Origin of the sequence: Streptomyces griseorubiginosus, assembly GCF_036345115.1 — a bacterium.
Lineage (GTDB): Bacteria > Actinomycetota > Actinomycetes > Streptomycetales > Streptomycetaceae > Streptomyces > Streptomyces griseorubiginosus_C.
In genome coordinates this window covers 2174208-2200054 of record NZ_CP107766.1, presented here as the reverse complement: position 1 = coordinate 2200054, position 25847 = coordinate 2174208, and the positions used below count along the sequence as shown (strand labels likewise).

The 25847-nt window shown below is 72.4% G+C and carries 25 protein-coding genes; 7 read left to right on the top strand and 18 right to left on the bottom strand.

Annotated elements, in window-relative coordinates; translation table 11 throughout:
- The first annotated feature begins 88 nt into the window (after positions 1 to 88).
- Positions 89 to 1528, top strand: a complete 1440-nt coding sequence (gene hemG, locus OHN19_RS09925; protein WP_330263837.1) for a protoporphyrinogen oxidase — start codon at positions 89 to 91, stop codon at positions 1526 to 1528.
- Positions 1529 to 1533: 5 nt separating this feature from the next.
- Entirely contained in the window at positions 1534 to 2265 is a 732-nt protein-coding gene (gene hemQ / locus OHN19_RS09920) for a hydrogen peroxide-dependent heme synthase (protein ID WP_330263836.1), read from the top strand.
- On the opposite strand, the gene OHN19_RS09915 is transcribed toward hemQ, so the two are convergent.
- The 17 genes from OHN19_RS09915 to zapE all read right to left on the bottom strand — a co-directional run bounded on the left by OHN19_RS09915 (position 2266) and on the right by zapE (position 19509).
- On the bottom strand, positions 2266 to 3882 hold the full coding sequence (locus OHN19_RS09915) for an alpha/beta hydrolase (RefSeq protein ID WP_330263835.1): 1617 nt from the start codon (positions 3880 to 3882) through the stop codon (positions 2266 to 2268).
- 117 nt (positions 3883 to 3999) lie between these two features.
- The gene (locus OHN19_RS09910) at positions 4000 to 4791 is read right to left on the bottom strand and encodes a TIGR04222 domain-containing membrane protein (protein ID WP_330263834.1); all 792 of its coding nucleotides are present in this window, start codon (positions 4789 to 4791) and stop codon (positions 4000 to 4002) included.
- Positions 4792 to 4891: 100 nt separating this feature from the next.
- On the bottom strand, positions 4892 to 5686 hold the full coding sequence (locus OHN19_RS09905) for a DUF4142 domain-containing protein (protein WP_330263833.1): 795 nt from the start codon (positions 5684 to 5686) through the stop codon (positions 4892 to 4894).
- 123 nt (positions 5687 to 5809) lie between these two features.
- The gene (locus OHN19_RS09900; protein WP_330263832.1) at positions 5810 to 7144 is read right to left on the bottom strand and encodes a DUF692 domain-containing protein; all 1335 of its coding nucleotides are present in this window, start codon (positions 7142 to 7144) and stop codon (positions 5810 to 5812) included.
- 141 nt (positions 7145 to 7285) lie between these two features.
- Positions 7286 to 7882: a TIGR03086 family metal-binding protein gene (locus OHN19_RS09895; RefSeq protein WP_330263831.1), complete on the bottom strand. Its 597-nt coding sequence runs from the start codon at positions 7880 to 7882 to the stop codon at positions 7286 to 7288.
- On the bottom strand, positions 7882 to 8289 hold the full coding sequence (locus tag OHN19_RS09890) for a hypothetical protein (protein WP_330263830.1): 408 nt from the start codon (positions 8287 to 8289) through the stop codon (positions 7882 to 7884). Before OHN19_RS09890 ends, OHN19_RS09895 begins: the two co-directional genes overlap by 1 nt.
- Positions 8290 to 8372: 83 nt before the next feature.
- Positions 8373 to 8975, bottom strand: coding sequence for a TetR/AcrR family transcriptional regulator (locus OHN19_RS09885; RefSeq protein WP_330263829.1), 603 nt, complete (start codon positions 8973 to 8975; stop codon positions 8373 to 8375).
- Positions 8972 to 9688 (bottom strand): aminoacyl-tRNA hydrolase, encoded by a 717-nt coding sequence (locus OHN19_RS09880; RefSeq protein ID WP_330263828.1) that lies wholly within the window; start codon positions 9686 to 9688, stop codon positions 8972 to 8974. The genes OHN19_RS09885 and OHN19_RS09880 overlap by 4 nt, the downstream gene beginning before the upstream one ends.
- 16 nt (positions 9689 to 9704) lie before the next feature.
- Positions 9705 to 9884: a hypothetical protein gene (locus tag OHN19_RS09875; protein ID WP_330263827.1), complete on the bottom strand. Its 180-nt coding sequence runs from the start codon at positions 9882 to 9884 to the stop codon at positions 9705 to 9707.
- A gap of 9 nt (positions 9885 to 9893) precedes the next feature.
- A complete protein-coding gene (locus tag OHN19_RS09870; protein WP_330263826.1) occupies positions 9894 to 10715 on the bottom strand; it encodes a polysaccharide deacetylase family protein in 822 nt (273 codons plus the stop codon).
- 61 nt (positions 10716 to 10776) lie between these two features.
- Positions 10777 to 12294 (bottom strand): FAD-dependent oxidoreductase, encoded by a 1518-nt coding sequence (locus OHN19_RS09865; protein ID WP_330263825.1) that lies wholly within the window; start codon positions 12292 to 12294, stop codon positions 10777 to 10779.
- A gap of 21 nt (positions 12295 to 12315) precedes the next feature.
- A complete protein-coding gene (locus OHN19_RS09860; protein ID WP_330263824.1) occupies positions 12316 to 13236 on the bottom strand; it encodes a PPK2 family polyphosphate kinase in 921 nt (306 codons plus the stop codon).
- Positions 13237 to 13316: 80 nt separating this feature from the next.
- Positions 13317 to 14684, bottom strand: coding sequence for a PhoX family protein (locus OHN19_RS09855; protein ID WP_330263823.1), 1368 nt, complete (start codon positions 14682 to 14684; stop codon positions 13317 to 13319).
- Positions 14685 to 14785: 101 nt separating this feature from the next.
- Positions 14786 to 15562, bottom strand: a complete 777-nt coding sequence (locus OHN19_RS09850) for a slipin family protein (RefSeq protein ID WP_123763704.1) — start codon at positions 15560 to 15562, stop codon at positions 14786 to 14788.
- A gap of 114 nt (positions 15563 to 15676) precedes the next feature.
- Positions 15677 to 17158 carry a SulP family inorganic anion transporter gene (locus tag OHN19_RS09845; RefSeq protein ID WP_330263822.1) on the bottom strand — a complete coding sequence of 494 codons (1482 nt, stop codon included), beginning with the start codon at positions 17156 to 17158 and terminating at the stop codon, positions 15677 to 15679.
- Positions 17159 to 17163: 5 nt separating this feature from the next.
- A complete protein-coding gene (locus OHN19_RS09840; protein ID WP_330263821.1) occupies positions 17164 to 17742 on the bottom strand; it encodes a carbonic anhydrase in 579 nt (192 codons plus the stop codon).
- 690 nt (positions 17743 to 18432) lie between these two features.
- The gene (gene zapE, locus OHN19_RS09835; RefSeq protein ID WP_330269570.1) at positions 18433 to 19509 is read right to left on the bottom strand and encodes a cell division protein ZapE; all 1077 of its coding nucleotides are present in this window, start codon (positions 19507 to 19509) and stop codon (positions 18433 to 18435) included.
- 73 nt (positions 19510 to 19582) lie between these two features.
- Here zapE and OHN19_RS09830 point away from each other — a divergent pair, with 73 nt between their 5' ends.
- From OHN19_RS09830 to nagZ, 5 genes are all read left to right on the top strand, one after another.
- Positions 19583 to 20428: a pyrimidine reductase family protein gene (locus OHN19_RS09830; RefSeq protein WP_330263820.1), complete on the top strand. Its 846-nt coding sequence runs from the start codon at positions 19583 to 19585 to the stop codon at positions 20426 to 20428.
- A gap of 161 nt (positions 20429 to 20589) precedes the next feature.
- Positions 20590 to 21063 (top strand): indole-3-glycerol phosphate synthase, encoded by a 474-nt coding sequence (locus OHN19_RS09825; protein ID WP_330263819.1) that lies wholly within the window; start codon positions 20590 to 20592, stop codon positions 21061 to 21063.
- 45 nt (positions 21064 to 21108) lie between these two features.
- Positions 21109 to 22500 carry a UDP-N-acetylmuramate--L-alanine ligase gene (gene murC / locus OHN19_RS09820; protein ID WP_330263818.1) on the top strand — a complete coding sequence of 464 codons (1392 nt, stop codon included), beginning with the start codon at positions 21109 to 21111 and terminating at the stop codon, positions 22498 to 22500.
- 13 nt (positions 22501 to 22513) lie between these two features.
- On the top strand, positions 22514 to 22921 hold the full coding sequence (gene msrB, locus OHN19_RS09815) for a peptide-methionine (R)-S-oxide reductase MsrB (protein WP_330263817.1): 408 nt from the start codon (positions 22514 to 22516) through the stop codon (positions 22919 to 22921).
- Positions 22922 to 22997: 76 nt separating this feature from the next.
- Positions 22998 to 24476, top strand: a complete 1479-nt coding sequence (gene nagZ / locus OHN19_RS09810) for a beta-N-acetylhexosaminidase (protein WP_330263816.1) — start codon at positions 22998 to 23000, stop codon at positions 24474 to 24476.
- Between the two features lie 63 nt (positions 24477 to 24539).
- On the opposite strand, the gene OHN19_RS09805 is transcribed toward nagZ, so the two are convergent.
- On the bottom strand, positions 24540 to 25844 hold the full coding sequence (locus tag OHN19_RS09805) for a glycosyl hydrolase (protein ID WP_330269569.1): 1305 nt from the start codon (positions 25842 to 25844) through the stop codon (positions 24540 to 24542).
- Positions 25845 to 25847 lie beyond the last annotated feature (3 nt).

Genomic DNA, 25847 nt, shown 5'->3' with positions numbered 1-25847 from the left:
CCGCCGGTCCCGATGCGGTCACGGTCAGGACTCGTGAAGGACACCGGGCCGCCGACGGACTGTCAGTGGGGTCTGAGAGGCTGGGGCCATGAGCGGATCACAGGTGGTCGTCGTCGGAGCCGGCATCGCGGGACTGGCCGCGGCCCACCGGCTCCTCGAGCGCGGCGCGCGCGTCACCGTGCTGGAGGCGTCGGACCGGGTGGGCGGCAAGCTGCTGCCCGGCGAGATCGCCGGCGCGCGCGTGGACCTCGGCGCCGAGTCGATGCTGGCCCGCAGGCCGGAGGCGGTGGCCCTCGCGCGCGAGGTGGGCCTCGGACAGCGCCTCCAGCCGCCCGCCACCGCGACCGCCTCGATCTGGACCCGCGGCGCCCTTCGCCCGATGCCCAAGGGCCATGTCATGGGCGTCCCCGGCACCGCCGACGCGCTCGCCGGAGTGCTGTCCGACGAGGGCCTGGCCCGCATCGGGCAGGACGCGGAACTGCCCCGCACCGAGGTCGGCGACGACGTGGCGGTCGGCGAGTTCGTGGCCGCGCGCCTGGGCCGCGAGGTGGTCGACCGTCTCGTCGAGCCCCTCCTGGGCGGGGTCTACGCGGGCGACGCGTACCGCATCTCGATGCGCTCAGCCGTCCCGCAGCTCTTCCAGGTCGCTACGACCCACACCTCGCTCACCGAGGGCGTCCGCGAGATCCAGGCGCGGATGGCCGCCAACCAGCAGACCGGGCCCGTGTTCACCGGCATCGAGGGCGGCGTGGGCACCCTCCCGCTCGCCGTCGCCGACGCGGTCCGAGCGCAGGGCGGCGAGATCGTCACCGGCGCCCCGGTGACCGAGCTGCGCCGCGAGGCCTCCGGCGGCTGGAAGGTCGTCGCGGGGGGCCGCGTCCTGCACGCCGACGCGGTGGTCGTCGCCGTCCCCGCCCCGGCCGCCGCGAGCCTCCTGCGCGCCGAGGCCCCCGAGGCCGCCGGCGAGCTGGACACCGTCGAGTACGCCTCCATGGCCCTGGTCACCCTCGCCTACCGCCGCTCCGACACCGCCCTGCCCGCCGGCAGCGGCTTCCTCGTCCCGCCCGTCGACGGCCGCACCGTCAAGGCGTCCACCTTCGCCTCCCAGAAGTGGGGCTGGATCGCCGACGAGAACCCGGACCTCGTGATCCTGCGCACCTCCGTCGGCCGCTACGGCGAGACGAAGATCCTGGAGCGCGACGACGCGGGCCTGGTGGACGTCTCCCGCACCGACCTGGAGGCGGCCACCGGTCTGGCCGCCACCCCCGTCGAGACCCGCGTCACCCGCTGGACCGACGGACTGCCCCAGTACCCGGTCGGCCACCACGCGCGCGTGGCCCGCATCCGCGAGCACCTCACCAAGCTGCCCGGCCTCGCGGTGTGCGGCGCGCAGTACGACGGCGTCGGCATCCCGGCCTGCATCGCGAGCGCCCACGCGGCCGTGGACCAGATCCAGGGCGACCTGACCGCGGTGCGCGAGCTCACCGCCAACCCGGTGCAGAGCCTGCACGGCGGAGCGGGAGAATAGGGCCCATGAGCAACGACGCCCCCACCCCCGAGTCCGGCAGGATCCCGAACAAGGGCAAGCTGGCCAAGGACCTCAACGAGGTCATCCGCTACACGCTCTGGTCCGTCTTCAAGCTGAAGGACGTGCTCCCCGAGGACCGCACCGGCTACGCCGACGAGGTCCAGGAGCTGTTCGACCAGCTCGCCGCCAAGGACGTCACGATCCGCGGCACCTACGACGTGTCCGGGCTGCGCGCCGACGCCGACGTCATGATCTGGTGGCACGCGGAGACCAGCGACCAGCTCCAGGAGGCGTACAACCTCTTTCGCCGTACCCGGCTGGGCCGCGCCCTGGAGCCGGTCTGGTCGAACATGGCGCTGCACCGCCCCGCCGAGTTCAACCGCTCCCACATCCCGGCGTTCCTGGCCGACGAGAACCCCCGGGACTACGTCAGCGTGTACCCGTTCGTGCGGTCGTACGACTGGTACCTCCTGCCCGACGAGGACCGCCGCCGCATGCTCGCCGACCACGGCAAGATGGCCCGCGGCTACCCCGACGTCCGCGCCAACACGGTCGCCTCGTTCTCGCTCGGCGACTACGAGTGGATCCTGGCGTTCGAGGCCGACGAGCTGTACCGCATCGTCGACCTCATGCGCCACCTGCGCGCCTCGGAGGCCCGGATGCACGTCCGCGAGGAGGTGCCGTTCTACACCGGCCGCCGCAAGGACCTCGGCGACCTCGTGGCGGGCCTCGCCTGATCAGCGAGTCGGTGTGCCGGCCGCCTTCCTGGGGCCGGCCGTCGCCCTCGGCTTCGGCTCCGGGTGCGGGGCGCACGCGGCGCGCCGCACCGGGAGGCGGCCCTCCAGCAGGTAGGCGTCCAGGTATCCGTTGACGCAGGGGTTCGGGCCGCCCGCGATGCCGTGCGTGCCCGCGTCCCGCTCGGTCACCAGCACCGACCCCGACAGCCGCCGGTGCAACTCCAGCGCCCCCTCATAGGGCGCGGCGGCATCCCGCTCGGCGGCGAGGATCAGCGTCGCCGGCAACTCCCCGGGCCCGGTCCGCACGTCCAGCGGGTCCTGGCGGGCCATGGGCCAGTAGGCGCAGGGGAGGTTCATCCACACGTTGTCCCACGTCTCGAACGGCGCCACCCGCGCCAGCCGCGTGTTGTCCCGGTCCCACACCTTCCAGTCCGTCGGCCAGGACGCGTCGTTGCACTCGACGGCCGTGTAGACGGCGTGGGAGTTCTCCGCCTCCTTCGCCGCCTCCTGATGCGGCCCCGCCTGCTGGACGAGCGGCTTCGGGTCGCCCTTGAGGTACGCCGACAGCGCCTGCGCCCGGTGCGGCCAGACGTCGTCGTAGTACCCGACGGACAGGAACGCCCCCTGGAGCTGCCCCGGCCCGACCTTCCCCCCGGCCGGCTCCGCGGCGAGCCGGGCCGCGGCCTTCTCGTAACTGCCCAGCACCTCCTGGGCGGTGTTCCCGAGCCCGTAGACGTCGTCGTGCCGGGCCGCCCACTCCCGGAAGTCGGCCCAGCGGTCCTCGAACGCGGCCGACTGGTCGAGGTTGTTGCGGTACCAGACCTGTTCCGGGTCCGGGTTCACCGCCGCGTCGAACACCATCCGCCGCACGTGCGAGGGGAAGAGCGTCGCGTACAGGGCGCCGAAGTAGGTCCCGTAGGACGCCCCCATGAACGTCAGCCTCGGCTCGCCCAGCGCGGCCCGCAGGACGTCCAGGTCGCGGGCGTTGTTGAGCGAGGTGTAGTGCCGCAGTGCCGTCCCGGACCGCCGGGCGCACCCGCGCGCGTAGGCCTTCGCCTGCGCGACGCGCTCCTTCTTGTACGACTCCGAGGGGTGCGTCGGCGCCTGCGTGGGCGCGTGGAAGAACTGCTGCGGGTCCTTGCAGGACAGCGGCGCCGAACGGCCCACTCCGCGCGGGGCGTAGCCGACGAGGTCGTAGGCCGCCGCGAGCCCCTTCCACTCGGGAAGGGCGCCGATCAGCGGGAAGTACATGCCGGAGGCGCCCGGACCGCCGGGGTTGTAGACCAGGGCGCCCTGCCGGGGCACCCGGCGCTTGCTGTTGCGGGGGTCCTTGTGGGTGGCGCGGACCCGGCTGACGGTGAGCTTGATCTGCTTGCCGTCGGGGTGCGCGTAGTCGAGCGGGACGGACACCGTGCCGCACTCGACACCGTCGGGCAGGTCCTCCACCTCGGGGCAGGCGCCGAAGCGGATCCCGGCGGTCCCGGCGCGCACTGCGGCGAGCGCGGTCCCGTGCGACTCCGCGACGCCCGGGGCGGCCGGAGCGCTCCCGGCCGGAACGGCGGCGAGCGTGGTGAGGAGCAAGGACCCGGCGGCCGTGTAGAGGGCGGGAGCTCTCATCGCGTATCCCTTCGGAGCGCGGCTGCGACAAAAGGGATGTTTCGTTCGGGTGGGTGGGAAGGCAAGCACCGCCCCGCCGGTGTCGGCCCCAATGCCTCCGTGCGCCCCCGGACGCGCTCAGTCCCGCGGGTCCGTGCCCCACCCGTCGTGCCGCTGCTCGCGGTGGGCGAAGGCCGCGCGCAGATCGGGTTCGCCGACCGCGCTGATGCCGCGCACCGCGACGGAGGTGAGATACGTCCGCTCGTCCGTGCCGCCAGTGCCCCGGGTCAGGGCGCCGAGCAGCCGCTGGCCGGCCGGGGAGGCCCAGCGCGAGTACGGGTGGACCTCCATCCTCGCGATGGCCAGGCAGCTCAGGTCGAGCGCGAGCGGCAGGGCGAACCAGAGGGCGATCAGGTGCCGCGGCATCTCGGACGGAGCGGGCGCCAGCAGGGCGATCGCGCCCAGGGCCACGACGGCCACCGAGGCCGACTGCACCTGGCGGACCGCCGCCGCGATGCCGGACCGGGCGCCCGCGGGCACGGCGAGGCCCGCGTCCACGAGCCGGTCGCCGAGGCCGCGCACCGCGTCCGCCGAAGCCGCGTCGGCGCGCACCGGCGCGATCCGCGACTGCCCCTCGGGCCCGATGGCGCCGATGACCGTGCGCTCCATCTCGTCCCGCCCCCGCGGATCGACGACGGTCGCCCAGCCGGTGCGGGCCAGCAGCAACCGTCGCTGCCGGGCCATCGAGACGAGCGTCAGATCGGCCACCCGCCGGGGACCGCCGGACAGGAACGCGGCCTCGTACAGCGTCAGATCATGTGCCCGGGCATCCGCGTCCGCGGCCGCCGCGTGAACGGCGGCCAGGCACAACCGCGTGCACGCGGTGCCGGTGGCGGCCCAGGCCAGCAGCAGAAGAAGAACCCAGAACATGCCGCGTTTCTATGCCAAAGGCTCGCGGCGGCGCCATGGCCTGTTCACGATCCGGACGGAGTGTTGTCGGTGTGTGACGTTCCGTTTGTCCGGAAGCGCACTACGACGGGGTGGGTACCGAGGGCGGGCTGGAGGCGGCCGGGGGCAGCGTGTACGTCGTCGCGTACGGCGACGGGGTGACCGGCACCACCACGCCCGGGTCGGTCGTCGGACCGGGCGGCGCGGGGGAGTTGACGAGCGGCGGCGCGCTGTCGCCGGCCAGCTCCTGGGCCAGGGCGGCGAAGTCGACGTACCCGGTGGCCTCCAGGACCTTGATGTGGTCGAGGACGGTGGTGTTGGCGTCGTCGGCCAGAGCGCGGACCAGGGAGTTCTGGGTGCTCGCGCGGACCTCGGCGACGACCGAGAACACCCTGCCGTGCGCCAGGCGCAGGATGTTGGCGAACTGCCGGTCGTAGTCGACGCCCTGGGCCTGGTTCAGGGTTTCGAGCCACTGCTTCTGCTGGTCGTTGGGCTCGTTGGGCAGCGCGAGCCCGAGCTTCGCCGCCACGTCCCGCACCCGGGCGTCCAGGAAGGTGTGCCCCGCCACGAGGTGCTCACCGGCCGTCCGGACGGCCTGCGTCGTGCCCTTCTGCTCCGCCTGCTGACCCGCGGGCAGCTCCCACAGCCCCGCCAGCCGCACCTTGGTGACGAAGTCCCGGTCCAGCGCGGAGAGCGGGCCGTAAGGAGTGGTCACCGTCCCGGCGTTGAGCACGCTCAGCCCCGTGTCCGAGCGGTCGGCGTACGACCAGATCGGGACGAGCAGCGCCACCAGGGTCGCCGTGAGACCGGTGATGATGACTCCGGTGCCGGTGAAGATGCCTCGACCTCTGAGGGGCGGTCGTGGTCGCGGTCGCATGGTGCCTCCAGTTGCGGCACCGCACGCTAGTGGGTTTCAGGTGCGGGGTTGACATATTACCGTCGGGTCAACGTCAACCGTCGTACACCCGTGCCCGCCGGCCACGGGCCGCGGCGCACCCCCTCAGCGCCGCAGCAGCACCTTCCGCGTGGCCCGGGCCAGCCGGACCGCGGGCCGCTGGGACCTCGGCGCGGGCCCCGACCGCTCCAGCCACCACTCCCGCAGCTCCCGCCGCGCCCTGGTGTCCGCCACCTTCCCGCCGAGCAGCAGGTGTTCGGCAAAGGACAACGCGTCTCGCCGGTACCCCTCCGTCATCGGCGCCCCCTGCGCGTACGCCAGGAACGCCGGCCGGTAACCCGCCCCGAGGATCATCGGCAGCTCCGGCGCCACCTTCGCCACCACGTCCGCCCGCTTCCCCGCGAGCGCCCGCGCCTGCACCCCCAGCCGCACCCGGTCGAACCCCTCCGGAACCGGCGTTCCCGCCACCAGCGCGGACAGCAGCGCGGCCTGGGCGAGGGCGACCCGCTGCCGAGCGCCTTCGACCGGAGCGCCGACCGGCCCCTCCGGGGATGCGGCCCGCTCAGCACCGACGGACGGCCCCCGCGACACCGCCGACGATCGCCCTGTCCCACCGCCCCCCTTCTCCACCGCGTCCCGGATCGCCCTCAACTCCCCTTCCAGCTCACCCGGTTCGGGGAAGTTCTCGTCCCGTTCCAGCAGTACCCCCGGCGGCGACACCCGGGACGCGAGGTCGGTCAGGATGTCGAGGACCGGTCGGGGCACCGGGTGGGCGTGGCTGTCGTGCCACACGCCGTCCCGCTCGAACCCGCCCGCGACATGGACGTACGCGAGGGCCTCCAGGGGGAGTTCGGCGAGCGCCTCGGTCGGGTCCTCGCCGCGGTTGACGTGGTTGGTGTGCAGATTGGCCACGTCGATCAGCAGCCGCACCCCGGTCCGGTCGGCGAGGTCGTACAGGAACTGGCCCTCGGTCATCTCCTCGCCCGGCCAGCAGATCAGCGCGGCGATGTTCTCCACGGCGAGCGGCACCGGCAGCGCGTCCTGTGCGACGCGGATGTTCTCGCACAGGACGTCGAGCGCGTCCCGGGTGCGCGGGACGGGCAGCAGGTGCCCGGCCTCCAGGCCGGGGGAGGCGGTCAGCGGGCCGCCCGCCCGGACGAACGCGATGTGCTCGGTGACCAGCGGCGACCCCAGCGCCTCGACCCGTTCGGCCAGCGCGGCCAGCCGCCCGGCGTCGGGCCGCTCCGCCCCGCCGAGGCCGAGGGAGACCCCGTGCGGCACCACGGTGACCCCGCGCTCGCGCAGCCGCCGCAGCGACTCGGGAAGGTGCCCGGGGCAGACGTTCTCGGCCACGACCTCGACCCAGTCGATGCCCGGCATGGCCTCCACCGCGTCCGCGATCTCCGGCCGCCACCCGATACCCGTGCCCAGTCGCTCCATGGTCCGTCCCCTCCTCGTCCTCTCCCGCATCCCTCCGGCTGCCCGCCGATCGGCGTGACGGAGGTATGGCCCAGGGCCTCCGGCCCGAACCGTGCCCGGGGGACCTTCAGAGCAACATTTGAGGTTTGGGACCGGGCCCCGTCAGACGCCCGTGCCGGGCCACGCCTCCGGCTCCCGGCCCAGCAGCCGCAGCGTCTCCTCCAGCGGCCCGGCCCCCTCCGGAACCTTCAGCGCGGGCGCGAACGCGAACCCCGGGCCGCGTCCCGCCGGATCCGTCGGCACCCGCCGGGCGACGGCCGGCGCCGCCCCGAGCACCTCGTCCGCCAGAGCGAGCGGCACTCCGAGCGCGGCCGCCACGTCCCACGCGTGCACCACGTAGTCCACGAAGTGAAACCCGATCGCCGTACGGCCGGAGAACCCGTCGCCCAGCTCCGGCAGCACGAACTCCCGCTCCACCACAGCCGGTTCGGCGAAGGCCGCGAGCACAGCGTCGGCGGCCCTCCGGTGCGCCCGGGCGGGGGCACTCTCCTCCGCCCGCTCCCGCCAGAACCGCGTCTCACCGCCCTCGCCCCGGGCCGCGGCCGCGAATCCGTGGTGCTGGCCGGTCATGTGCGCCACCAGTCGCCGCAGGTCCCATCCCGCACAGGGGGTGTCCCGCGCCCAGTCCCCCTCCCGGACCAGGTCCACCACTCGCGCAGCCTCCCGTACGGCGATCCGGTCCAGCTCGACGACATCCATCAGCGCTCCTCGGTGATCAGCTCAAGGGCGTACGCCCACACGGCATCCGGCTCGAACTCCTCGAACTCCCGCCTGGCCGACCGCAGTTCACCGCGCCCGCGATGCGCCCGGACGATCCGCGCATGGTCGGGGCGCCCGGTGAACTCCTTCAGTCCCCGCTCGTCGGCCCACACGGACACGGACCCGGAGCGCCGGCGGAGGGGATCCGCCCACAGCCACATGCCGACCGCGCCGGGAGTCGACGCCCAGGTGCGGCGCAACCGCAGTCCCGCCAGCGCCACGGCCACGGACTGCCCGTAGCCGTAGGCGGTGAAGTCGGTGAGGGCGACGAGCACAGGACCGTCCAGGGGGATCGCGGGGCCGGACTTCCAGCGGGAGCGCAGGACACGGCGTCGAGGAGTACCCATGCCCCGACCATAAAACTAAACGAACGATCGTGCTACTAGTTTCCGGGGTGGAAGCGGTGCCGGCAACCGGCCTGCCGCAGATCTCAGGTGCCCAACCGTGCCGCGATGCCCCGCCGGGCTCTCGCATAGGGCGTGGACTCGCCGTGCAGCAGCGACATCGCGTTCGCCGTCTCCATCAACGCCACCACCTCGAAGGCGAGTTGCGCCGGATCGGTGCCCGCGTCCAGTTCACCCCGTGCCCGCGCCCGCTCGGCGCACCTCTCCAACTCCGCGAGCCAGGCCCGCTGGGCCTCGACGAGGGCGTCATGGACCGCGCCCTCGCGGGCGTCGAACTCGGCCATCACGCCGTAGAAGAAGCAACCCCCGGGAAAGACCCGCTCCTCCGAGTACCGCAGCCAGCCCTCGCACAGCCCTCGCAGGCGCGCGAGCCCCTCCGCCGCCTCGGCGACCGGCTCCAGCACCTCGGCGACGAAGATCCGCGAGGCCTCCCGCACGGTCGCCAGCTGCAACTCCTGCTTGGAGCCGAACAGGGCGAAGACCCCGCTCTTGCTCAGCTCCAGTTCCCCGGCCAACCGCCCCACGGACAAGGCCTCCAGGCCCTCGACCGAGGCGATGTCGACGGCCCGCCGCAACACCGTCCGCCGGGTCCGGTTACCGCGCTCCACGCGCCCGTCGAGGCGGGTCACCGCAGCGCCGGATGGTCGGCGACGACCGTGCAGGAGCCCGGCGCGATCTCGGTGAAGCCGGCGTCACGGACCAACGGCAGCCCGCTCGTGGTCAGTCCGCCCCAGCGGCCGGGGTCCGCGGTGCGCACGGCGAGCGGGAACCCGGCGTCCCGCCAGTCGGCCTTCTCCTCGTCCGACAGTTCCCACCAGGCCAGTTGGGCGCCGTGACCGGCCTGGGCCATCGCCTTGCCGGCCGACATGTCGAGATCCGGGTTGAGCCACAGCACCGGGGTCGCCGGATCCGCCGCCGCGGGGGGCTCCGGGTCGTCGAGGTCGGTGCCGGAGACCTGGAGCTTGGCCAGCTCCTTGGGCCAGCCGTCGAGCGGCACCGGTGGGAACACCCGCACCTCCGCCGACTTCCCCGGCACGGTGATCCCGGGCAGCGCCTCGGCCCGCCGCCACTCGGCCCCCCGGGCCCGCCGTACGACCTTCCGGATCCGGGCGTCCTGCCAGTCCCGCACGACCTCGGCCCACTCCCCGTCGCCGATCGAACGCTCGTCGCTCAGCATGACGAGCACGGCCCGGGCCGCGGTCTCCAGAGCGTCGGTGCGAGCGGGCGGAGCGGCCTTCTCGATCCGGACGACCAGGGGCAGCACGAACTGCGGTGCCTCATCGCGTGCGGTCGGCTCGGAACGGAAGGGGCTGTCGGTCGAGGGCGTCACGTCGTTGCTCACCGGACAACCCTAAAGCTCAGCCGGAACAGGCCGTCCGCTGAGCCTCCTGCCACTCGCACACCGGGCACAGTGTGATCCCCTTGTACGACTCCGGATACTCGGTCGGCTCCCGGCACAGCACACACTCCGCGTACGGCGGCCCGTCGGCGACCGGCGGCTTCGGCGCGTGGCCGATCGTGCAGTAGTCCTCGCTCATACCTCCAGCCTAGGACCCGATCAGCTCGGACACCCGTACGAACCGGTACCCCCGCGCCCGCAGCTCGGGCACCACCGCCCGCACCACTCGTTCCGTTGTCGGCGCCGCGCTCCGCGTGCAGTGCAGGACCACGACCGACCCCGGCCGCACCCCCTCCAGCACCTGCCGGGACACGGCCCCCGCGTCCGTCGCGAACGCGTCCCCGCTCACCACGTCCCACTGCACGGCGGTCACCCCGGCCGGGGTCAGCGCCTTCAGCGCCCGCCGGTCGTAGCAGCCACCGGGAAAGCGGAAGTAGGGCCGCGCGTCCGGCACCCCGGCCTTCCGGAACGCCGCGTAGGCGCGCTCCACGTCCTCACGCATCCGGTCGGCGGACACGGTTGGCAGTCCGTAGCAGTCGCCGGTGAAGGCGTAGTGGCTGTAGGAGTGGTTGGCCACCTCGAAGAGCGGGTCCCGCCCGATCGACCGGGCCTGGTCCGGGTACTCCTCGGCCCACCGCCCGGTCATGAACACGGTGGCCGGCACCTTCAGTGCCCGCAGTGCCGAGATCAGCCCCGGATTGTCGAAGTGCTCACCGGCCGCGGCCCGCGCCCCCTGGTCCGCGGTCATGTCGGCGTCGAAGGTGAGCGCGACGGTCCGGCCGCGACTGCGGGAGCCGTTCGTGAAGACAGGGGTCAGGCCGCCCGGACCGGGCGCCAGCGTGGGCGGCGCGGTGGTCGCCGAGGGGGCCGGGCGGGCCGGGCGAGCGGCCTGGTGGGGAGCGGCGGCGCAGGCCGTGAGGGCGGCGCCGAGGAGACAGGAGGCGGTGACGCGTCGCACAAGAGTGATCACCGAATGAAAATAGGGCGAACCATCCTATTTTCCTGCAATACCTGTCCGTGCCGTCACCCGCTCAGATGTCCCGCCGCTCCAGCGGCTTGGTCGCCGGGCCCTGGATCACCTTGCCGTTCGTGTCGAAGCGGGAGCCGTGGCACGGGCATTCCCAGGCGTCCTCGGCGCCGTTGAAGGAGACCAGGCAGCCGAGGTGGGTGCAGCGGGGGGAGACGGCGTGCAGGGCGCCCTCTTCGTCGCGGTAGACCGCGACCCGGTCGCCGTTCACCCGGACCACGGCCCCCTCTCCCGGCGGGAGGGACTCCAGCGGGGGCACCGGACGCAGGCGGTCGCCGACGAAGTGGCGGGCCACCTGGGCCTGCGTCTTGAGGAACGACGGCGCCTCGCGGACCTGCGAGCGCAGCCGACGAGGGTCGTACAGTTCGCTCCACGCGCACGTCTCGCCGGTGATCTGGGCCGTGAGCAGTCGGCCCGCCATGATGCCGCCGCTCATGCCCCAGCCGCCGAACCCGGTGGCGACGTAGGTGTGCCGGGCGCCCGGGTGCAGGGGGCCGACCAGCGGCACCGTGTCGGTCGGGTCGTTGTCCTGGGTGGCCCAGGCGTGGGTGAGCTCGACGTCGGGGAAGTGCCGGGCGGCCCAGCCGGAGAGGTCGTCGAAGCGGGCCCGGGTGTCGCCGGTGCCGGGCGTGAAGTGCTCGCCGGTGACGATGAGCAGGCGCCGGTCCTCGTCCCAGGGAGCCGTACGGACCGAGCGGGTGCCCTCGTCCGGCGTGATGAACATGCCGTCCGGATCCCGCTCCCGCTCGATCGTCCCGGCGACCACCAGCTCGCGGCGCGGCGAGAGCCGGGTGAACAGCAGGGCCCGGTCGAAGATCGGGTAGTGGGTCGCGACCACGACGTCCCGGGCCGTCACCGTCGCCCCCGTGTCCGTCTTCAGGTGGCACGGCTCACCCTCGTCGAGGCCGATGACGACGGTGTGCTCGTGGACGGCCGCCCCGGAGGCGACCAGGTCCTCCATCAGGGCCAGCAGGTACTTGCGCGGATGGAACTGCGCCTGATCCGCGACCCGCACCGCCCCCGCCACCGGGAACGGCAGCCCGGTCTCCGTCACGAACGACGCCGGCAGCCCCGCCTCCCGGGCGGCCTCCGCCTCGGCCCGCAGCTCCTCGACCCGGCTCTCGTCACGGACGTAGGTGTAGGCGCTGCGCCGCTCCCAGTCGCAGTCGACGCCCAGCTCCTCCGCGATCTCGGCGGCCCGTTCGATCGCCTCGCTCTGCGAGCGGGCGTAGAGCCGGGCGCCCTCCGGGCCGCGGGTGCGGCGCAGTTTGTCGTAGATCAGGGTGTGCAGGGCGGTCAGCTTGGCGGTGGTGTGCCCGGAGACCCCGCCCGCCACCTGCCCGGCCTCCAGGACGGCCACCCGCCGCCCGGCCTGCGTCAGCTCCCACGCCGTGCTCAGCCCGGCGATGCCGGCGCCGATGACGGCCACGTCGACGTCAAGGTCCTCGGTCAGTGGCGGCTGGGGCCCGCCGGGTGCCGTCTCCAGCCAGTACGAGCCCTTGACGTGCCGGTTCTCGGTCATGCGGGCCGAGTACCCCGGGATTCACTGTTCCAGCAGCCGCCTGCGCGCTTCCGCCACGTCGAAGTCCGCCTTCGGATAGTGCGGGTCCAGCTCGGACAGGTGCTCCAGGAGGAGCCGGCTGACCGCCCAGTTGCGGTACCACTTGCGGTCGGCGGGGACCAGGTACCAGGGCGCGTGCCGGGTCGAGCAGCGCTCCAGGGCGATCTCGTACGCCCGCTGGTAGGCGGGCCACAGGGAGCGCTCGTCGATGTCCGAGACGTTGAACTTCCAGTGCTTGTCCGGGCGGTCCAGGCGCTTGAGGAGACGGTCGCGCTGTTCGTCGTACGAGATGTGCAGGAAGCACTTGACCACGGTGACGTCGTCGTCGGTGAGGGCCTTCTCGAAGCGGTTGATCTCGTCGTAGCGGCGCTCGAGCTCGGCCGTCGGGGCGAGTTCGCGCACTCGGGCGATGAGGACGTCCTCGTAGTGCGAGCGGTCGAAGATGCCCAGCTCACCGGCTTGCGGCAGGGCCTTCTTCACGCGCCAGAGGAAGGGGTGCTCCAGCTCCTTCGGGGTGGGTGCCTTGAAGGCGTGGATGCGGCAGCCGGAGGGGTTGAACAGGCCGATGACGTGCTTGACCGTGCCGCCCTTGCCGCTGGTGTCCATGCCCTGCAGCACCAGCAGGACCCGGCGCCGGTCGCCCGCCGTGCTCGCCGCCCACAGACGTTCCTGAAGGTCGCCGAGCGGGGTGGCGAGCGCGGTCATCGCGGCCAGGCCCGCCTCCTTGTCCCGGGGACCGGCCGGGATCTCCCGGGCGTCGTAGGAGGCCAGGTCCACCGTCTTGCCGCCCGGCACGCGCAGCAGCCCGCGCAGCGAGAAGTCGTCGGCCTTCGAACCCTTCTCGGCCGCGCGGGCCTTCGAGTCCTTCCTCCCCGCGTCGGCCTTCGAGCCCTTCTTGGACATGTGGCACCCCTTCCGGTCCGGGTCCGGTCCCTCGATCCTGCGCCGGGGGACCGGGGCGCGCCAGCCGTCGCGGAGGGCGGCTACCTGCGCCAGGGGCCCGTCACCGCGAAGGTCGTCCCGGGCGTGTAGCAGTTGACGTACATCGTCTGCCCGTCGGGGGAGAAGGTGACGCCGGCGAACTCGCCCCACTCCGGTGCCTCGGGGGTGCCGATGTTCTGCGCGTTGCGGGCCATCGGGTAGACCTCGCCGTGCCGGGTCACACCGAACACGTGCTGGGCGCCGTTGCCGTCCTCGCACACCATCAGGCCGCCGCTGGGCGCCAGGCAGATGTTGTCGGGGGACTCGCCCGGCAGCTGCACATCGGTGTCCGGGCCGAAGACGATCACCAGGGTGAGCCGGCGCGCCGAGGGGTCGTAGCGCCAGATCTGCCCGAAGTGGTCGGCGGCCGAACCCTCCGCGCTGTGCGCGAACGACGACACGAAGTAGACGGACTTCCCGCCCCAGTAGCAGCCCTCCAGCTTCTGGGCGTGCGTGATGCCCTTCGGACCGAAGTCCTGGAGCCTGATGGGGGTCTGGGCGGCCAGCGGGTCCGGTACGTCGACCCACTCGATGCCCTCGAAGCAGGCTCCGGTCTCCTGGATCACGGACAGGTCCGGCACGCCAGGCACCCGCATCGCCTGGAGCCGGCCGCCGGCGCGCAGCGAACCGGGGCCGCCCTGGGGCCGGTTGGGCAGGAAGCGGTAGAAGAGGCCGAAGGGCTTGAGGAAGGCGTCCTCGGTCTCGTAGACGATGCCGCGCTTCGGGTCGATCGCGATCGCCTCGTGCTGGAAGCGGCCCATCGCGGTCAGCGGTACGGCGCCCGAGCGGTGCGGGTCGACCGGGTCCACCTCGAAGATGAAGCCGTGGTCCTTGGTGTAGCCGTTGGTGCCGGCCTTGTCCTCGGTCTCCTCGCAGGTCAGCCAGGTGCCCCAAGGGGTGGGCCCGCCCGCGCAGTTGACGGCGGTACCGGCGATGGCGACCCGCTCCGACAGCACGTTGTTCCGGGAGTCCAGCGTGAGCGCCGTACAACCGCCCTTGCCGGCCGGGTCGTAGGTGAGGCCCTCGATCGTCGGCACCCGGAGGGGCGCGGTGGGGCGGTTCTCGTGGTTGCGGACCAGGTGGACCCGGCCGTGTCTGCCGGGCAGCGCGGTCATGCCGTCGTGGTTGGAGGGGACCTTGCCCTCACCGGAGCGCAGCTGGTCGCCCTCGCGGGAGAGGACCTTGTAGCGGAACCCTTTCGGCAGGTCCAGCAGGCCCTTCGGGTCGGGTACGAGGGGGCCGTAGCCGGTGTGGCCGAGGGACTGGGCGGCGGCCGTGCCCGCGAAGAGTTCGGACAGGGCCCCGGTGAAGGCGATGCCGACCCCGAGGGCCCCTGAGCGGGCGAGGACTTGACGTCGTGTTGCAGACATGGCGGTGCGACCTTCCTGCTGGCGGACAGGAACTGTGACGCCGCTGTGTCTATCACCTGGGTCGGCCCTCGGGAACCACGCGCGTAGCGTGTCCCCCTCCGTCACTGCCCGGTCGGGTGCTCCTGCGCGCGCTCCAGGAAGCGCAACAGCTCCACCGGGAACGGCAGCACCAGCGTGGAGTTCTTCTCCGCGGCCACCGCGACGACCGTCTGGAGCAGCCTCAGCTGGAGCGCAGCGGGCTGCTCGGACATCTCCTTGGCGGCCTCCGCGAGCTTCTTGGAGGCCTGGAGCTCGGCGTCGGCGTTGATGATCCGGGCCCGCCGCTCACGGTCGGCCTCGGCCTGGCGGGCCATCGACCGCTTCATCGTGTCCGGCAGCGACACGTCCTTGATCTCCACGCGGTCCACCTGCACACCCCAGCCCACGGCCGGACTGTCGATCATCAGCTCCAGGCCCTCGTTGAGCTTCTCGCGGTTGGACAGCAGATCGTCCAGCTCGCTCTTGCCGATGATCGAGCGCAGCGAGGTCTGGGCCATCTGCGAGACGGCGAACTTGTAGTCCTCGACCTTCACGAGGGCGCTCGCCGCGTCGACGACCCGGAAGTAGACGACCGCGTCCACGCGCACCGTCACGTTGTCCCGGGTGATGCCTTCCTGGGCCGGCACCGGCAGCGTGACGATCTGCATGTTCACCTTGTGCAGCCGGTCCACGAACGGCACGACCACCGTGAACCCGGGCTCGCGCACCCCGCCAGCGAGGCGCCCGAGGCGGAAGACCACCCCGCGCTCGTACTGCTTGACGACCCGGGCCGCCGCCGCGAGGTAGACGCATCCGGCGGCGGCGGTCGCCGCGGCCGCCGCCAACAACTCTGGGAGCATGCCGACCCCCTCGTCGAGAGGTCCTTTATGTCTGCTCCTACGACCATATGCCTGACGCCCGGTCCGGGGCCACGATCGGCCTCGCACCGGGCGTCGGGAGTGCCTTCGGCTGCGCTAGGGAGCGACGGCCTTCACGGGCTCGGGCTCGGTGACCCGCACCGGTTCAGTGCCGACCGAGGTGTGCCGCTCGGCCCAGTTCTCCAGAGCCGTACGGCAGGCGTGGTCCAGGTGGTGCAGGCCGGAGAGGTCCAGCTCCACGGCCCGGTCCTGGGGCAGCGACTCCAGGCTGTCGAGGATCTTCGGCAGCCTCAGGAAGGTCGCGTTGCCCGACAGGTGTGCCTGGATGGGGCCCGCGCCCTTGTCGACGATCTCCAGCCTGAGGTGCGAGGCCTCCCAGGCGGTCTTGGCGACGGACAGGGCCAGACCGATCAGCACACCCTCGAACATGTTGATCGCGACGATCGAGACGGCCGTGGCCACCAGGATCAGCGCCTCACCGCGGTGGCTGCGCCACAGCGGCACGATCGCGCGGAACGGGATCAGCTTGAAGCCCGCGTGGACCAGGATGCCGGCGAGGGCGGGCAGCGGGATCAGCGCCAGCGTGGACGGCAGCAGGGCCGCGAACAACAGCAGCCACATACCGTGCATGACTCGGGACGCCTTGGTCCGCGCGCCCGCCTGGACGTTGGCGGAGCTGCGCACGATGACCGCGGTCATGGGCAGGGCGCCGAGCGCGCCGCACACCGCGTTGCCCGCACCCTGGGCCATGAGTTCCTTGTCGTACTCGGTGCGCGGGCCGTCGTGCAGCCGGTCCACCGCGGCCGCGCTGAACAGCGACTCGGCGGAGGCGATCAGCGTGAACGCCAGGATGGTGCCGAATATGGCCGGGTCGGCCAGCTCGCCGAAGGCCTCCGAGCCGGGCGGCTGGATGGAGTCCAGCAGGCCGTTCACCTCGACGGTGGCGATCGACAGACCGAAGACCTGGGTGACCACGGTGGCCAGCAGGACGGCGGCGAGCGCGCCCGGCACGGTCTGCGCCTTCTTGGGCAGCTTCTTCCACAGCACCAGCACCGCGACGGTGCCCGCGCCGACGGCGAGCGAGATGAGCGCGGTGGAACTGCCGAGCGCGTCGACGGCGGCACCGGGCAGCCCCAGGATCTTGCCGATCCCGGTGGTGGGCGCCTTCAGGCCGGCCGCGGAGTACAGCTGGCCGGCGATGAGCACGAGGCCGATACCGGCCAGCATGCCCTCGACGACCGAGACGGATATCGCCCGGAACCAGCGCCCCAGCTTCAGGGCGCCCATGCCGAGCTGGATGAGCCCGGCGGCCAGCACGATCACACCGAGTGCGGGCAGCCCGAACTCCTGCACCGCCTCGAAGACGAGGACGGTCAGACCGGCGGCCGGCCCGGAGACCTGGAGGCTGCTGCCCCGCATGACACCGGTGACCAGCCCGCCGACTATGCCGGTGACGAGCCCGAGCTCCGCGGGGACACCGGAGGCGACGGCCACGCCCACGCACAGCGGGAGCGCGACCAGGAACACGACCAGGGAGGCGGCGAAGTCCTGCCGCAGGTGAGGGAATTTGGTCGGCATCGCGATCACAGGCCCTCGAACGCGTCGGTCTCGGCGCGGTGGACGCGCACCGCGCCCGTGTGCACCTCGTAGTACCAGGCGTGCAGGGTCAGTTGTTCTTCCGCGAGCTTCTTGTCGATGAACGGGTAGGACCGCAGCCGCAGGACCTGGGCCAGGACATGGCTCTGCACACCCTCGGCCACCTCCGGGTCCTCGGCCACGCCGGCCGGGCGCGGGGTGGCGCGGTGCAGCCAGTCCCGTACGGCGGGCACGGCGTCGAGGTCGTCGCCGCGGACCAGGGCGCCGACGGCGCCGCAGTGGGAGTGCCCGCAGACCACGATGTCGCGCACGCCGAGGACTTCCACGGCGTACTCGATGGTGGCCGCCTCACTGGTGGGGTGCTCGGAGGCGTAGGGGGGAACGATGTTGCCCGCGGTGCGCAGCTCGAAGAGCTCGCCCGGGCGGGCGCCCGTGATCAGGGCCGGGACGACCCTGGAATCCGAGCAGGTGATGAACAGAACCTGGGGGGACTGGCCTTGGGCCAGCGGGGCGAACTCCTCAGGGCGCTGTCCGAACGTACGGGCGTTGTCGATGAGGGGCTGCATGTGGTGACTCCTCCTGGCGCGCCGTGGGGGCGCGTCGGGCGTACCGGCCGCGCGGGACGCGCGTCGGCTTGCATGACAGTGATTCAGGTGAGGTGGGGGGACTTCGCCGCGATCAGCAGCGGAAGACCTGAAGTGCCGCCGGAGCATGGGCTGTCGAGGGTCTCGACAAGGGGAAACCGCCAGGAACGGCGTGTTTCCCGGGTGCGCTCGCCGACTCCTGGGTCGGTGCCGGGCGCTCGGGCCCCTGGGGGGCGAAGTCGACGGCGCGGTGCCGGTCGCGTGCGCGCAGGGGACCGGTCGGGTCCCCCGCGGGGTTGCAGTGGCGCTTCGTGGCGGCTTCGGTGCGCTGGGTGGCGCCGGTTGGTTTGGATCCGGCAAGAGCTTTGGCCTCGACTTGACGGCCAGTATGCGCGGATGCGAAGCCCCCGGTGGGAGCGAAGAACTGGAGGGCGAGCAGGACGGCGGCGAGGGCCGTGAGCGCGGTACGCACCGTCACACCTCGGAACATGCGCCCCCTCCCGCATTCGCACTTCTAGTCCAGACCAACGGTTGGTCAACGGCTGGTCAAGAAACACCTTAGCCCGGCAAAGTTGTTTGCAGGGTTAACTTAACGTTTCCAGCTGAAGAGAGGCTGAAGCGTGCGGGGTCGCTGTCGCGAACTTGCCCTTGACGGGCGAACTTTCGGTGTGATTACGCGACGAGACCCTTGGCGTCGCGGGCCAGCGCGGTGAGCCGGGATATCGCGCGGAAGTACTTCTTGCGGTAGCCGCCGTTCAGCATCTCCTCGCTGAACAGCCGGTCGAAGGGCAGCCCGGAGGCCAGCACCGGCACCTCGCGGTCGTAGAGACGGTCCGCCAGCACCACGAGCCGCAGCGCCGTCGACTGGTCCGGCACCGGCTGGACGTCGGTGAGACACACCGCCCGCAGACCGTCCGTCAGGGCGCCGTACCGGCTGGGGTGGACCTTGGCGAGGTGCGCCAGCAGGCTCGGGAAGTCGTCGAGCGAGGCGCCCTCGGTGGCGTACGCCGCCCTGGTGACCTCCTCGTCGGCGAACGGCGCCGGCGCCTCGGGCAGCCCGCGGTGGCGGTAGTCCTCGCCGTCGATGCGCAGGGGACGGAACTGCGCCGCGAGGCCCTGGATCTCGCGCAGGAAGTCGGCGGCCGCGAACCGGCCCTCGCCGAGCTTGCCCGGCAGGGTGTTGGAGGTGGCGGCAAGCGCCACGCCCGCGTCGACGAGCTTGCCGAGCAGGGTGGAGACCAGGACGGTGTCGCCCGGGTCGTCCAGTTCGAACTCGTCGATGCACAGCAGGCGGTGGCCGGAGAGCGTCCGGACCGTCTGCTGGAAGCCGAGGGCGCCGACCAGGTTGGTCAGCTCGACGAAGGTGCCGAAGGCCTTGAGGGCGGGCTCGGCGGGGGTGGCGTGCCACAGGGAGGCCAGCAGGTGGGTCTTGCCGACGCCGTAGCCGCCGTCGAGGTAGACACCGCGGGGGCCGGCGGGCGTCTTCGCCGGCTTGGTCCTGCCGAACGCCTTGCCGAAGCCGAGGAAGCCGCGCTTGCCGCCGCCGAGCGCGTGAGCGCCGCCGAGGCCCGCCGCGAAGCCTTCCAGGACCCGCACGGCCTCGGTCTGGCTGGGCTGGTTCGGGTCCGGGAGGTAGGTGTCGAAGCGCACCGAGTCGAACCGCGGCGGCGGCACCATCTCGGCGACCAGCCGGTCCGCGGGGACGTGCGGCGCGCGGTCGCACAGGGACAGCGGGGCGGTCTCGGCCATCGGGCCGAACCCGGACGCGGCGGGGGAAGTAGACACGGTTCACCATGCTAAGCGCCGTGCCACACTGCACGACATGCGACGCCTGTTCCCTGTGACCGACCAGACAGCGATCCGGACCCCGGCCGAGAACGGGAGCGGCCACGACGGCGACGCGACGGCGGCCCGGCCGCCGGCGGGTCATGACTGGAGCCTCGCCGAGCTCGCCGCCGCCTACGCCTACCCCGAGCTCGGGCCGGGCGCGGGACCCGGTGCTCCGGAGGTCTGGCTGCGCGCCAACATGGTTTCCACGCTCGACGGGGCCGCCCAGCACGACGGTCGTTCGCACCCCATCTCGACCGCGACCGACATGCGGATCTTCGGGACGCTGCGGGCGCTGGCCGATGTCGTGGTGGTCGGTGCGGAAACGGTCCGCCAGGAGGGGTACCGGCCCGCACGCGCGCGTGCGGAGTTCGCGGCCGTGCGGGAGACCGCCGGACAGGGCCCGGCCCCGGCGATCGCGGTGGTCAGCGCGAGCCTGGACCTGGACTTCTCCCTCCCGCTGTACACCTCGCCCCTGGTGCCCACGCTCATCCTCACCGGAGCGGCGGCCGCCCCGGACCGCGTCGCCGCGGCGGAGAAGGCCGGGGCACGGGTGGTGATCGCCGGGGACGGCGTCGGCGTCGACCCCGCGCGGGCGGTACGGGCGCTGGCCGAGCTCGGGCACACCCGGCTGCTGACCGAGGGCGGACCCCGGCTGCTCGGACAACTGGTGGCCGCCGGGGTGCTCGACGAGCTCTGTCTGACCCTGTCCCCGATGCTCACCGCGGGGGACGCGCAGCGGATCGCCGGCGGACCGTCGGTCGCGGTGCCCGCGCGGTTCGTACTGGACTCCCTGCTGGAGGAGGACGGATTCCTCTACAGCAGGTACCGCCGGCCTTGAACGGGGGCGTATGGGTATAGGGGTTCGATCCGTACCGCTGTCGCCGACATCGGTGGAATCTGTCGTTCCGTTTAGCGTCCGACGGGCACACTGAATCCGGCAGTACCCGTGCGATCACGGGGCAGGATGGTTTCCGCAGAGCCCAGAGAAGGGGACGCCCGGTGTTCACCAGCGTTTTGATGATCGAGAAGGCCCTGACGTCCGCCGACGTGGAGTTCGTCACCACCTTGCACGGGGACGAGCAGGTCGCGTTCCACGTGCTGCTCCAGCCGCGGGGGGATCAGGCGGACCGGCTGCTGAGGGCCATCGACGACGTGGCGCTGGGCGAGCTGGACGAGGCCGTACGGGAGCGGGAGACACCCGAGGGCGAGGCCGCGAAGGGAGTGGGGGAGCAGGCGCTGTCCGTGTCCCTCCAGGCGCTCAGAGCCTCCGGGAGCGAGGCGGAGGGGCGGCTCATCGAGGACCACCCCCTGGACGCGCTGAAGTCCCTCGTCGACGAGATCGGCGCGGACGAGGTGATCGTCCTGACCGATCCGCACTACGTGGAGGAGTTCTTCCACCGCGACTGGGCGTCCCGGGCCCGTCACAAGGTGGGCGTACCGGTGCTGAAGCTGTTCTCGCACAGCAAGGCATAGGCTGAGCCCCGCACTCGTACCGCACCACTTTGGGGAGACACACGCATGGCACCCGGCCTTCCTACCGCCATGGACCGACCGCACTTCATCGGGATCGGTGGGGCCGGGATGTCGGGGATCGCGAAGATCCTCGCGCAGCGCGGGGCGAAGGTGGCCGGCAGCGACGCCAAGGAGTCGGCGACCGCGGAGGCGCTGCGGGCGCTGGGCGCGACCGTGCACATCGGGCACGCGGCGGAGCACCTGGCGTCCGACGCCACCTGCGTGGTCGTGTCCTCGGCGATCCGGGCCGACAACCCCGAGCTGGCCCGGGCGGCCGAGCTCGGCATCCCGGTCGTCCACCGCTCCGACGCCCTCGCCGCCCTGATGGACGGCCTGCGGCCGATCGCCGTCGCGGGCACGCACGGCAAGACCACGACCACGTCGATGCTGGCGGTCTCCCTGTCCGAACTGGGCCTGAAGCCGTCGTACGCGATCGGCGGCGACCTCGACGCCCCCGGCTCCAACGCCCTGCACGGCGAGGGCGAGATCTTCGTCGCCGAGGCCGACGAATCGGACCGCAGCTTCCACAAGTACGCCCCCGAGGTCGCGATCGTCCTCAACGTCGAGCTCGACCACCACGCCAACTACGCGTCGATGGACGAGATCTACGAGTCCTTCGAGACGTTCGTCGGCCGGGTCGTCGAGGGCGGCACGCTGGTGGTCAACGCCGACCACGAGGGCGCTCGCGAGCTGACCCGGCGGGTGAGGGCGAGCGGGGTGCGCGTGGTGACGTACGGCGACGCCGAGGACGCCGACGTGCGGGTGCTGTCGGTCGTCCCGCAGGGCCTGAAGAGCGAGGTCACCGTGCTCCTCGACGGTGCCGAGCTCACCTTCACGGTCTCCGTCCCCGGCCGCCACTACGCGCACAACGCGGTCGCCGCGCTGGCAGCGGGCGTGGCCCTCGGGGTCCCGGCCGGCGAGCTGGCGCCCGCCCTGGCCGCGTACACCGGCGTCAAGCGGCGCCTCCAGCTCAAGGGCGAGGCGGCCGGGGTACAGGTCATCGACTCCTACGCCCACCACCCCACCGAGATGACCGCCGACCTGGAGGCCATGCGCGCGGCCGCCGGGGACGCCCGCATCCTGGTCGTCTTCCAGCCCCACCTCTTCTCCCGCACCCAGGAGCTCGGCAAGGAGATGGGCGAGGCCCTCGCGCTGGCCGACGCCTCGGTCGTCCTGGACATCTACCCGGCCCGCGAGGACCCGCTCCCCGGGGTCACGAGCGAGCTGATCATCGACGCGGCGCGGACCGCGGGCGCGGACGTCACGCCGGTCCACGACAAGGCGGAGGTGCCGTCGGCGGTCGCGGGAATGGCGAAGGCCGGTGATCTGGTTCTCACCATGGGCGCGGGTGATGTCACGGACCTCGGCCCGCTGATCCTGGACCGTCTCGCGAAGTAAGGGGCTGAGCTTCATGTCGTACGACGTCGAAAAGCCGGACGAGCAGTGGCGAGCGGAGCTGACGCCGGCCGAGTACGCCGTACTCCGCCAGGCCGGTACGGAGCCCGCCTTCACCGGTGAGTACACCGACACCAAGACCACCGGCGTGTACTCCTGTCGCGCCTGCGGAGCCGAACTCTTCACCTCCACCACGAAGTTCGAGTCCCACTGCGGCTGGCCGTCCTTCTACGACCCGAAGGACACCGACGCGGTCGAACTGATCGAGGACCGCTCCCACGGCATGGTCCGCACCGAGGTGCGCTGCGCCCGCTGCGGCTCGCACCTCGGGCACGTCTTCGAGGGCGAGGGGTATCCGACGCCCACCGACCAGCGGTACTGCATCAACAGCATCTCGCTGCGGCTGACGGCGGACGAGGGCTGACACCACCACCCCCGGAGTGAATGACCGAACCATCGGTCTGTTGACTTTCGGCTGAGTGAGCCAGAGGATTCCGGGGGTGACCCACACCGAGCACCCGTCTGCCCGCACCGCCCTCCCCGTCGACCTCGACGAGGCCGCCCACCGCTGCCTCGTCGCCGGGTTCGAGGGGACCACGGCCGTCCCCGACACCCTGAAGCGGCTCATCGACCGCGGCCTCGGCGGGGTCATCCTGTTCACCCGCAACGTGCGTGACGCGGAGCAGGTGCGCCGCCTCACCGACACCCTGCGGGCCCTGCGCCCCGACCTGCTGGTCGCCATCGACAACGAGGGCGGCGGCATCGGGCACCTGGTGGCCGCGGGCGCCCCGGAGGTCCCCGGCAGTTACGCCCTCGGCGTCGTCGACGACCCGGCCCTCACCGCCCGCTGCGCCGACGCGCTCGCCGGACACCTGGCCGCCCTCGGCATCACCGCCTCCTACGCCCCCGTAGCCGACGTCCAGCGGCAGGCCGACAACCCGATCGTGCGCACCCGGGCCTTCGGCGAGGACACCGAGCTGGTCTCCCGGCATCTGCGCGCCTGGATCGCCGCGACCGAGGCCCGCGGTATCGCCTCCTGCGCCAAGCACTTCCCGGGGCACGGCGGCACCCTCACCGACAGCCACCACGAGATCGCCGTCGACCCGCGGCCGTACGAGGAACTCGACCTCGCACCCTTCCGGGCGGCGATCGCCGCGGGGGTACCGATGCTGATGAGCGCGCATGTCGTGTTCCCGGCGCTCGACGCCAACCGTCCGGCCACGCTCAGCCGTCGCATCCTGGGCGATCTGCTCCGGCACGAGCTCGACTTCGACGGGGTGCTGGTCAGCGACGCGCTGGAGATGAAGGCGATCGCCGACCTGTACGGGGAGGCCGCGGGGGCGCGGATCGCCCTCGCCGCCGGGGCCGACCAGGTCATCGTCGCCGTGGCCGATCTCAGGGTCACCCTGGAGTGCCGGGACGCCGTGCTGGAGGCGCTGCGGGACGGGGTGCTGGCGGAGGAGCGGATCCGGGAGGCGGCGGGGCGGGTGCAGCGGCTGGCCTCGCGGTACGCGACGCCGGCGGCGGAGGTCGCGCCGTGGGACGCGGAGGCCGGTCTTGAGGCGGCTCGCCGGGCCGTGTCCGGTCAGGAGCTGCCGGTTCGCGTGTCGGGGGCGCATGTCGTGGATCTGTTCCCGGCGCCGCATCCCGCGTTGAACTGGGGCGGGGAGGATCTGCTGACCCAGGTGCTGGCTGTTGATCCGACGGCTACGGGGACGGCGGTTTCCGGGGAGCCGGTTGATCCTTCGGTGCTCGTCGATGTGATTCTGGCCAGGGCCGGGAGTGCGCCGCTGGTCGTGGCCACGTGTGATGCGGGCCTGTACCCGTGGCAGGCCCGCGTGCGGGATGAGCTGATGGGCCGGAGGCCGGGGGCGGTACGGGTCGCCACGGGGCTGCCGGAGGATGGCGCGTTGTGTTCTTACGGGCGGGGGAAGGTCAACTTGCGGGCGGTGGCTGAGGTTCTGGTCGTTGCGCGATGATTTCGTCCGCGGGCCGGTGGGGGCTGGTCGCGCAGTTCCCCGATCCCCTGGAGTAGCTCACCTTCACGGAATGTGTATGAGCTCCTTGATTCCCCTGGCCGCCAAGTAGCCCTCGTCCTCCGTCTTTTCCGCGAGGACCACCGCTGGCCGCACCCCCTGCTGGCGCAACCGCATCCACTCCTCGAAGTACGCGCCTCCCGGGCCCGATACCGATCGCGTGGACGGGGTGCAGTCCAGGATCAGGGCCGTGTCGCGGGGGAGGGCCGCCAGGGGGGCCACCCGGAGTTCCGCCACCGTGGACGCCAGGGCTTCCGCGATCGGCTTGGGGCGGCCCTGTGCGTCGAAGAGGCCCAGCGTGTACTCCAGTTCCGGGAAGTCCGCCAGGGCGCGGTCCACGTCGTGGGAGCACCACCACGTGACGCCCCACAGGCCCTCGCAGCCGGACGCGTTGAGGATCGTCTCGCGGGCGAAGTGCGGGGCGTCGGCGGCCGGGATGTGGGGTTCGGGGGCGCCCGTCTCCTGGACCCAGACCGGGCGGGAGGGGTCCTCGGCGTAGGCCTTGGCGAGTTCCGTGCCGTACTCGGCGAGGTGCAGGACCTGGGGTGAGCGGGGGCCGTAGAGGCCGGCGCAGCCGCCGGAGAAGACCCAGGGGTGGACGGTGGTGACGTCGCCCTTGCGGGCCGAGGCCTGCGGGGTGAAGGGGTGGTCGTCGCCGTACCAGGCCGCGTCGTACGCGGAGTGGGTCACCAGGCCCCCGCCCGCGCCGAGCCCCTCGCGGGCCGCCGCCAGCAGGGAGTCCAGGTAGTGGTCGACCTCCTCGACCGTCGCCGGGTTGTGCTCGATCAGGTTGTTGAGCTCGTTGCCCAGCTGGAGGCCGATGAGATTGGGGCGGCCGGACAGGGCGCGGCCGAGGGTGCGCAGCAGGTCGGCCTGGGCGGCGACGGCGTCCGGGTCGGTGAAGACGTTGCGGTGGTGCCAGCTGCGGGTCCACTCCGGGTAGAAGTCGAAGCTCGACAGATGGCCCTGCACGCCGTCCACCAGGACGTCCAGGCCCGCCTCGGCGGCCAGGTCGACCAGCTGCGCGAGCTGGTCGACGGCGGCGCTCCGGATCAGGGTGCGGTTGGGCTGGAGGAGCGGCCAGAGGTGGAAGACCCGGACGTGGTCGAGGCCGAGTCCGGCGATCTGGGCGAGATCCTCGCGGGTGCGGGCCGGATCGAAGTCGTGCCAGGCGTGGAACCAGCCGTGGCGGGGCGTGTAGTTGACGCCGAAGCGGAGCGTGGGAATGGGATCCTCCTCGGGTTCGGCCCGGTCCGACCTCGGCCCGGCTCGTCTTCCGCTCTTGTCCTGCGCGAATGTATCAATCACCATAGT

Bases quoted from the DNA above. Each gene is read 5' to 3' on its own strand.
- hemG (WP_330263837.1), top strand. From the start codon at position 89: ATGAGCGGATCACAGGTGGTCGTCGTCGGAGCCGGCATCGCGGGACTG.
- hemQ (WP_330263836.1), top strand. From the start codon at position 1,534: ATGAGCAACGACGCCCCCACCCCCGAGTCCGGCAGGATCCCGAACAAG.
- OHN19_RS09915 (WP_330263835.1), bottom strand. From the start codon at position 3,882: ATGAGAGCTCCCGCCCTCTACACGGCCGCCGGGTCCTTGCTCCTCACC.
- OHN19_RS09910 (WP_330263834.1), bottom strand. From the start codon at position 4,791: ATGTTCTGGGTTCTTCTTCTGCTGCTGGCCTGGGCCGCCACCGGCACC.
- OHN19_RS09905 (WP_330263833.1), bottom strand. From the start codon at position 5,686: ATGCGACCGCGACCACGACCGCCCCTCAGAGGTCGAGGCATCTTCACC.
- OHN19_RS09900 (WP_330263832.1), bottom strand. From the start codon at position 7,144: ATGGAGCGACTGGGCACGGGTATCGGGTGGCGGCCGGAGATCGCGGAC.
- OHN19_RS09895 (WP_330263831.1), bottom strand. From the start codon at position 7,882: ATGGATGTCGTCGAGCTGGACCGGATCGCCGTACGGGAGGCTGCGCGA.
- OHN19_RS09890 (WP_330263830.1), bottom strand. From the start codon at position 8,289: ATGGGTACTCCTCGACGCCGTGTCCTGCGCTCCCGCTGGAAGTCCGGC.
- OHN19_RS09875 (WP_330263827.1), bottom strand. From the start codon at position 9,884: ATGAGCGAGGACTACTGCACGATCGGCCACGCGCCGAAGCCGCCGGTC.
- OHN19_RS09865 (WP_330263825.1), bottom strand. From the start codon at position 12,294: ATGACCGAGAACCGGCACGTCAAGGGCTCGTACTGGCTGGAGACGGCA.
- OHN19_RS09860 (WP_330263824.1), bottom strand. From the start codon at position 13,236: ATGTCCAAGAAGGGCTCGAAGGCCGACGCGGGGAGGAAGGACTCGAAG.
- OHN19_RS09855 (WP_330263823.1), bottom strand. From the start codon at position 14,684: ATGTCTGCAACACGACGTCAAGTCCTCGCCCGCTCAGGGGCCCTCGGG.
- OHN19_RS09850 (WP_123763704.1), bottom strand. From the start codon at position 15,562: ATGCTCCCAGAGTTGTTGGCGGCGGCCGCGGCGACCGCCGCCGCCGGA.
- OHN19_RS09845 (WP_330263822.1), bottom strand. From the start codon at position 17,158: ATGCCGACCAAATTCCCTCACCTGCGGCAGGACTTCGCCGCCTCCCTG.
- OHN19_RS09840 (WP_330263821.1), bottom strand. From the start codon at position 17,742: ATGCAGCCCCTCATCGACAACGCCCGTACGTTCGGACAGCGCCCTGAG.
- zapE (WP_330269570.1), bottom strand. From the start codon at position 19,509: ATGGCCGAGACCGCCCCGCTGTCCCTGTGCGACCGCGCGCCGCACGTC.
- OHN19_RS09830 (WP_330263820.1), top strand. From the start codon at position 19,583: ATGCGACGCCTGTTCCCTGTGACCGACCAGACAGCGATCCGGACCCCG.
- murC (WP_330263818.1), top strand. From the start codon at position 21,109: ATGGCACCCGGCCTTCCTACCGCCATGGACCGACCGCACTTCATCGGG.
- msrB (WP_330263817.1), top strand. From the start codon at position 22,514: ATGTCGTACGACGTCGAAAAGCCGGACGAGCAGTGGCGAGCGGAGCTG.
- OHN19_RS09805 (WP_330269569.1), bottom strand. From the start codon at position 25,844: ATGGTGATTGATACATTCGCGCAGGACAAGAGCGGAAGACGAGCCGGG.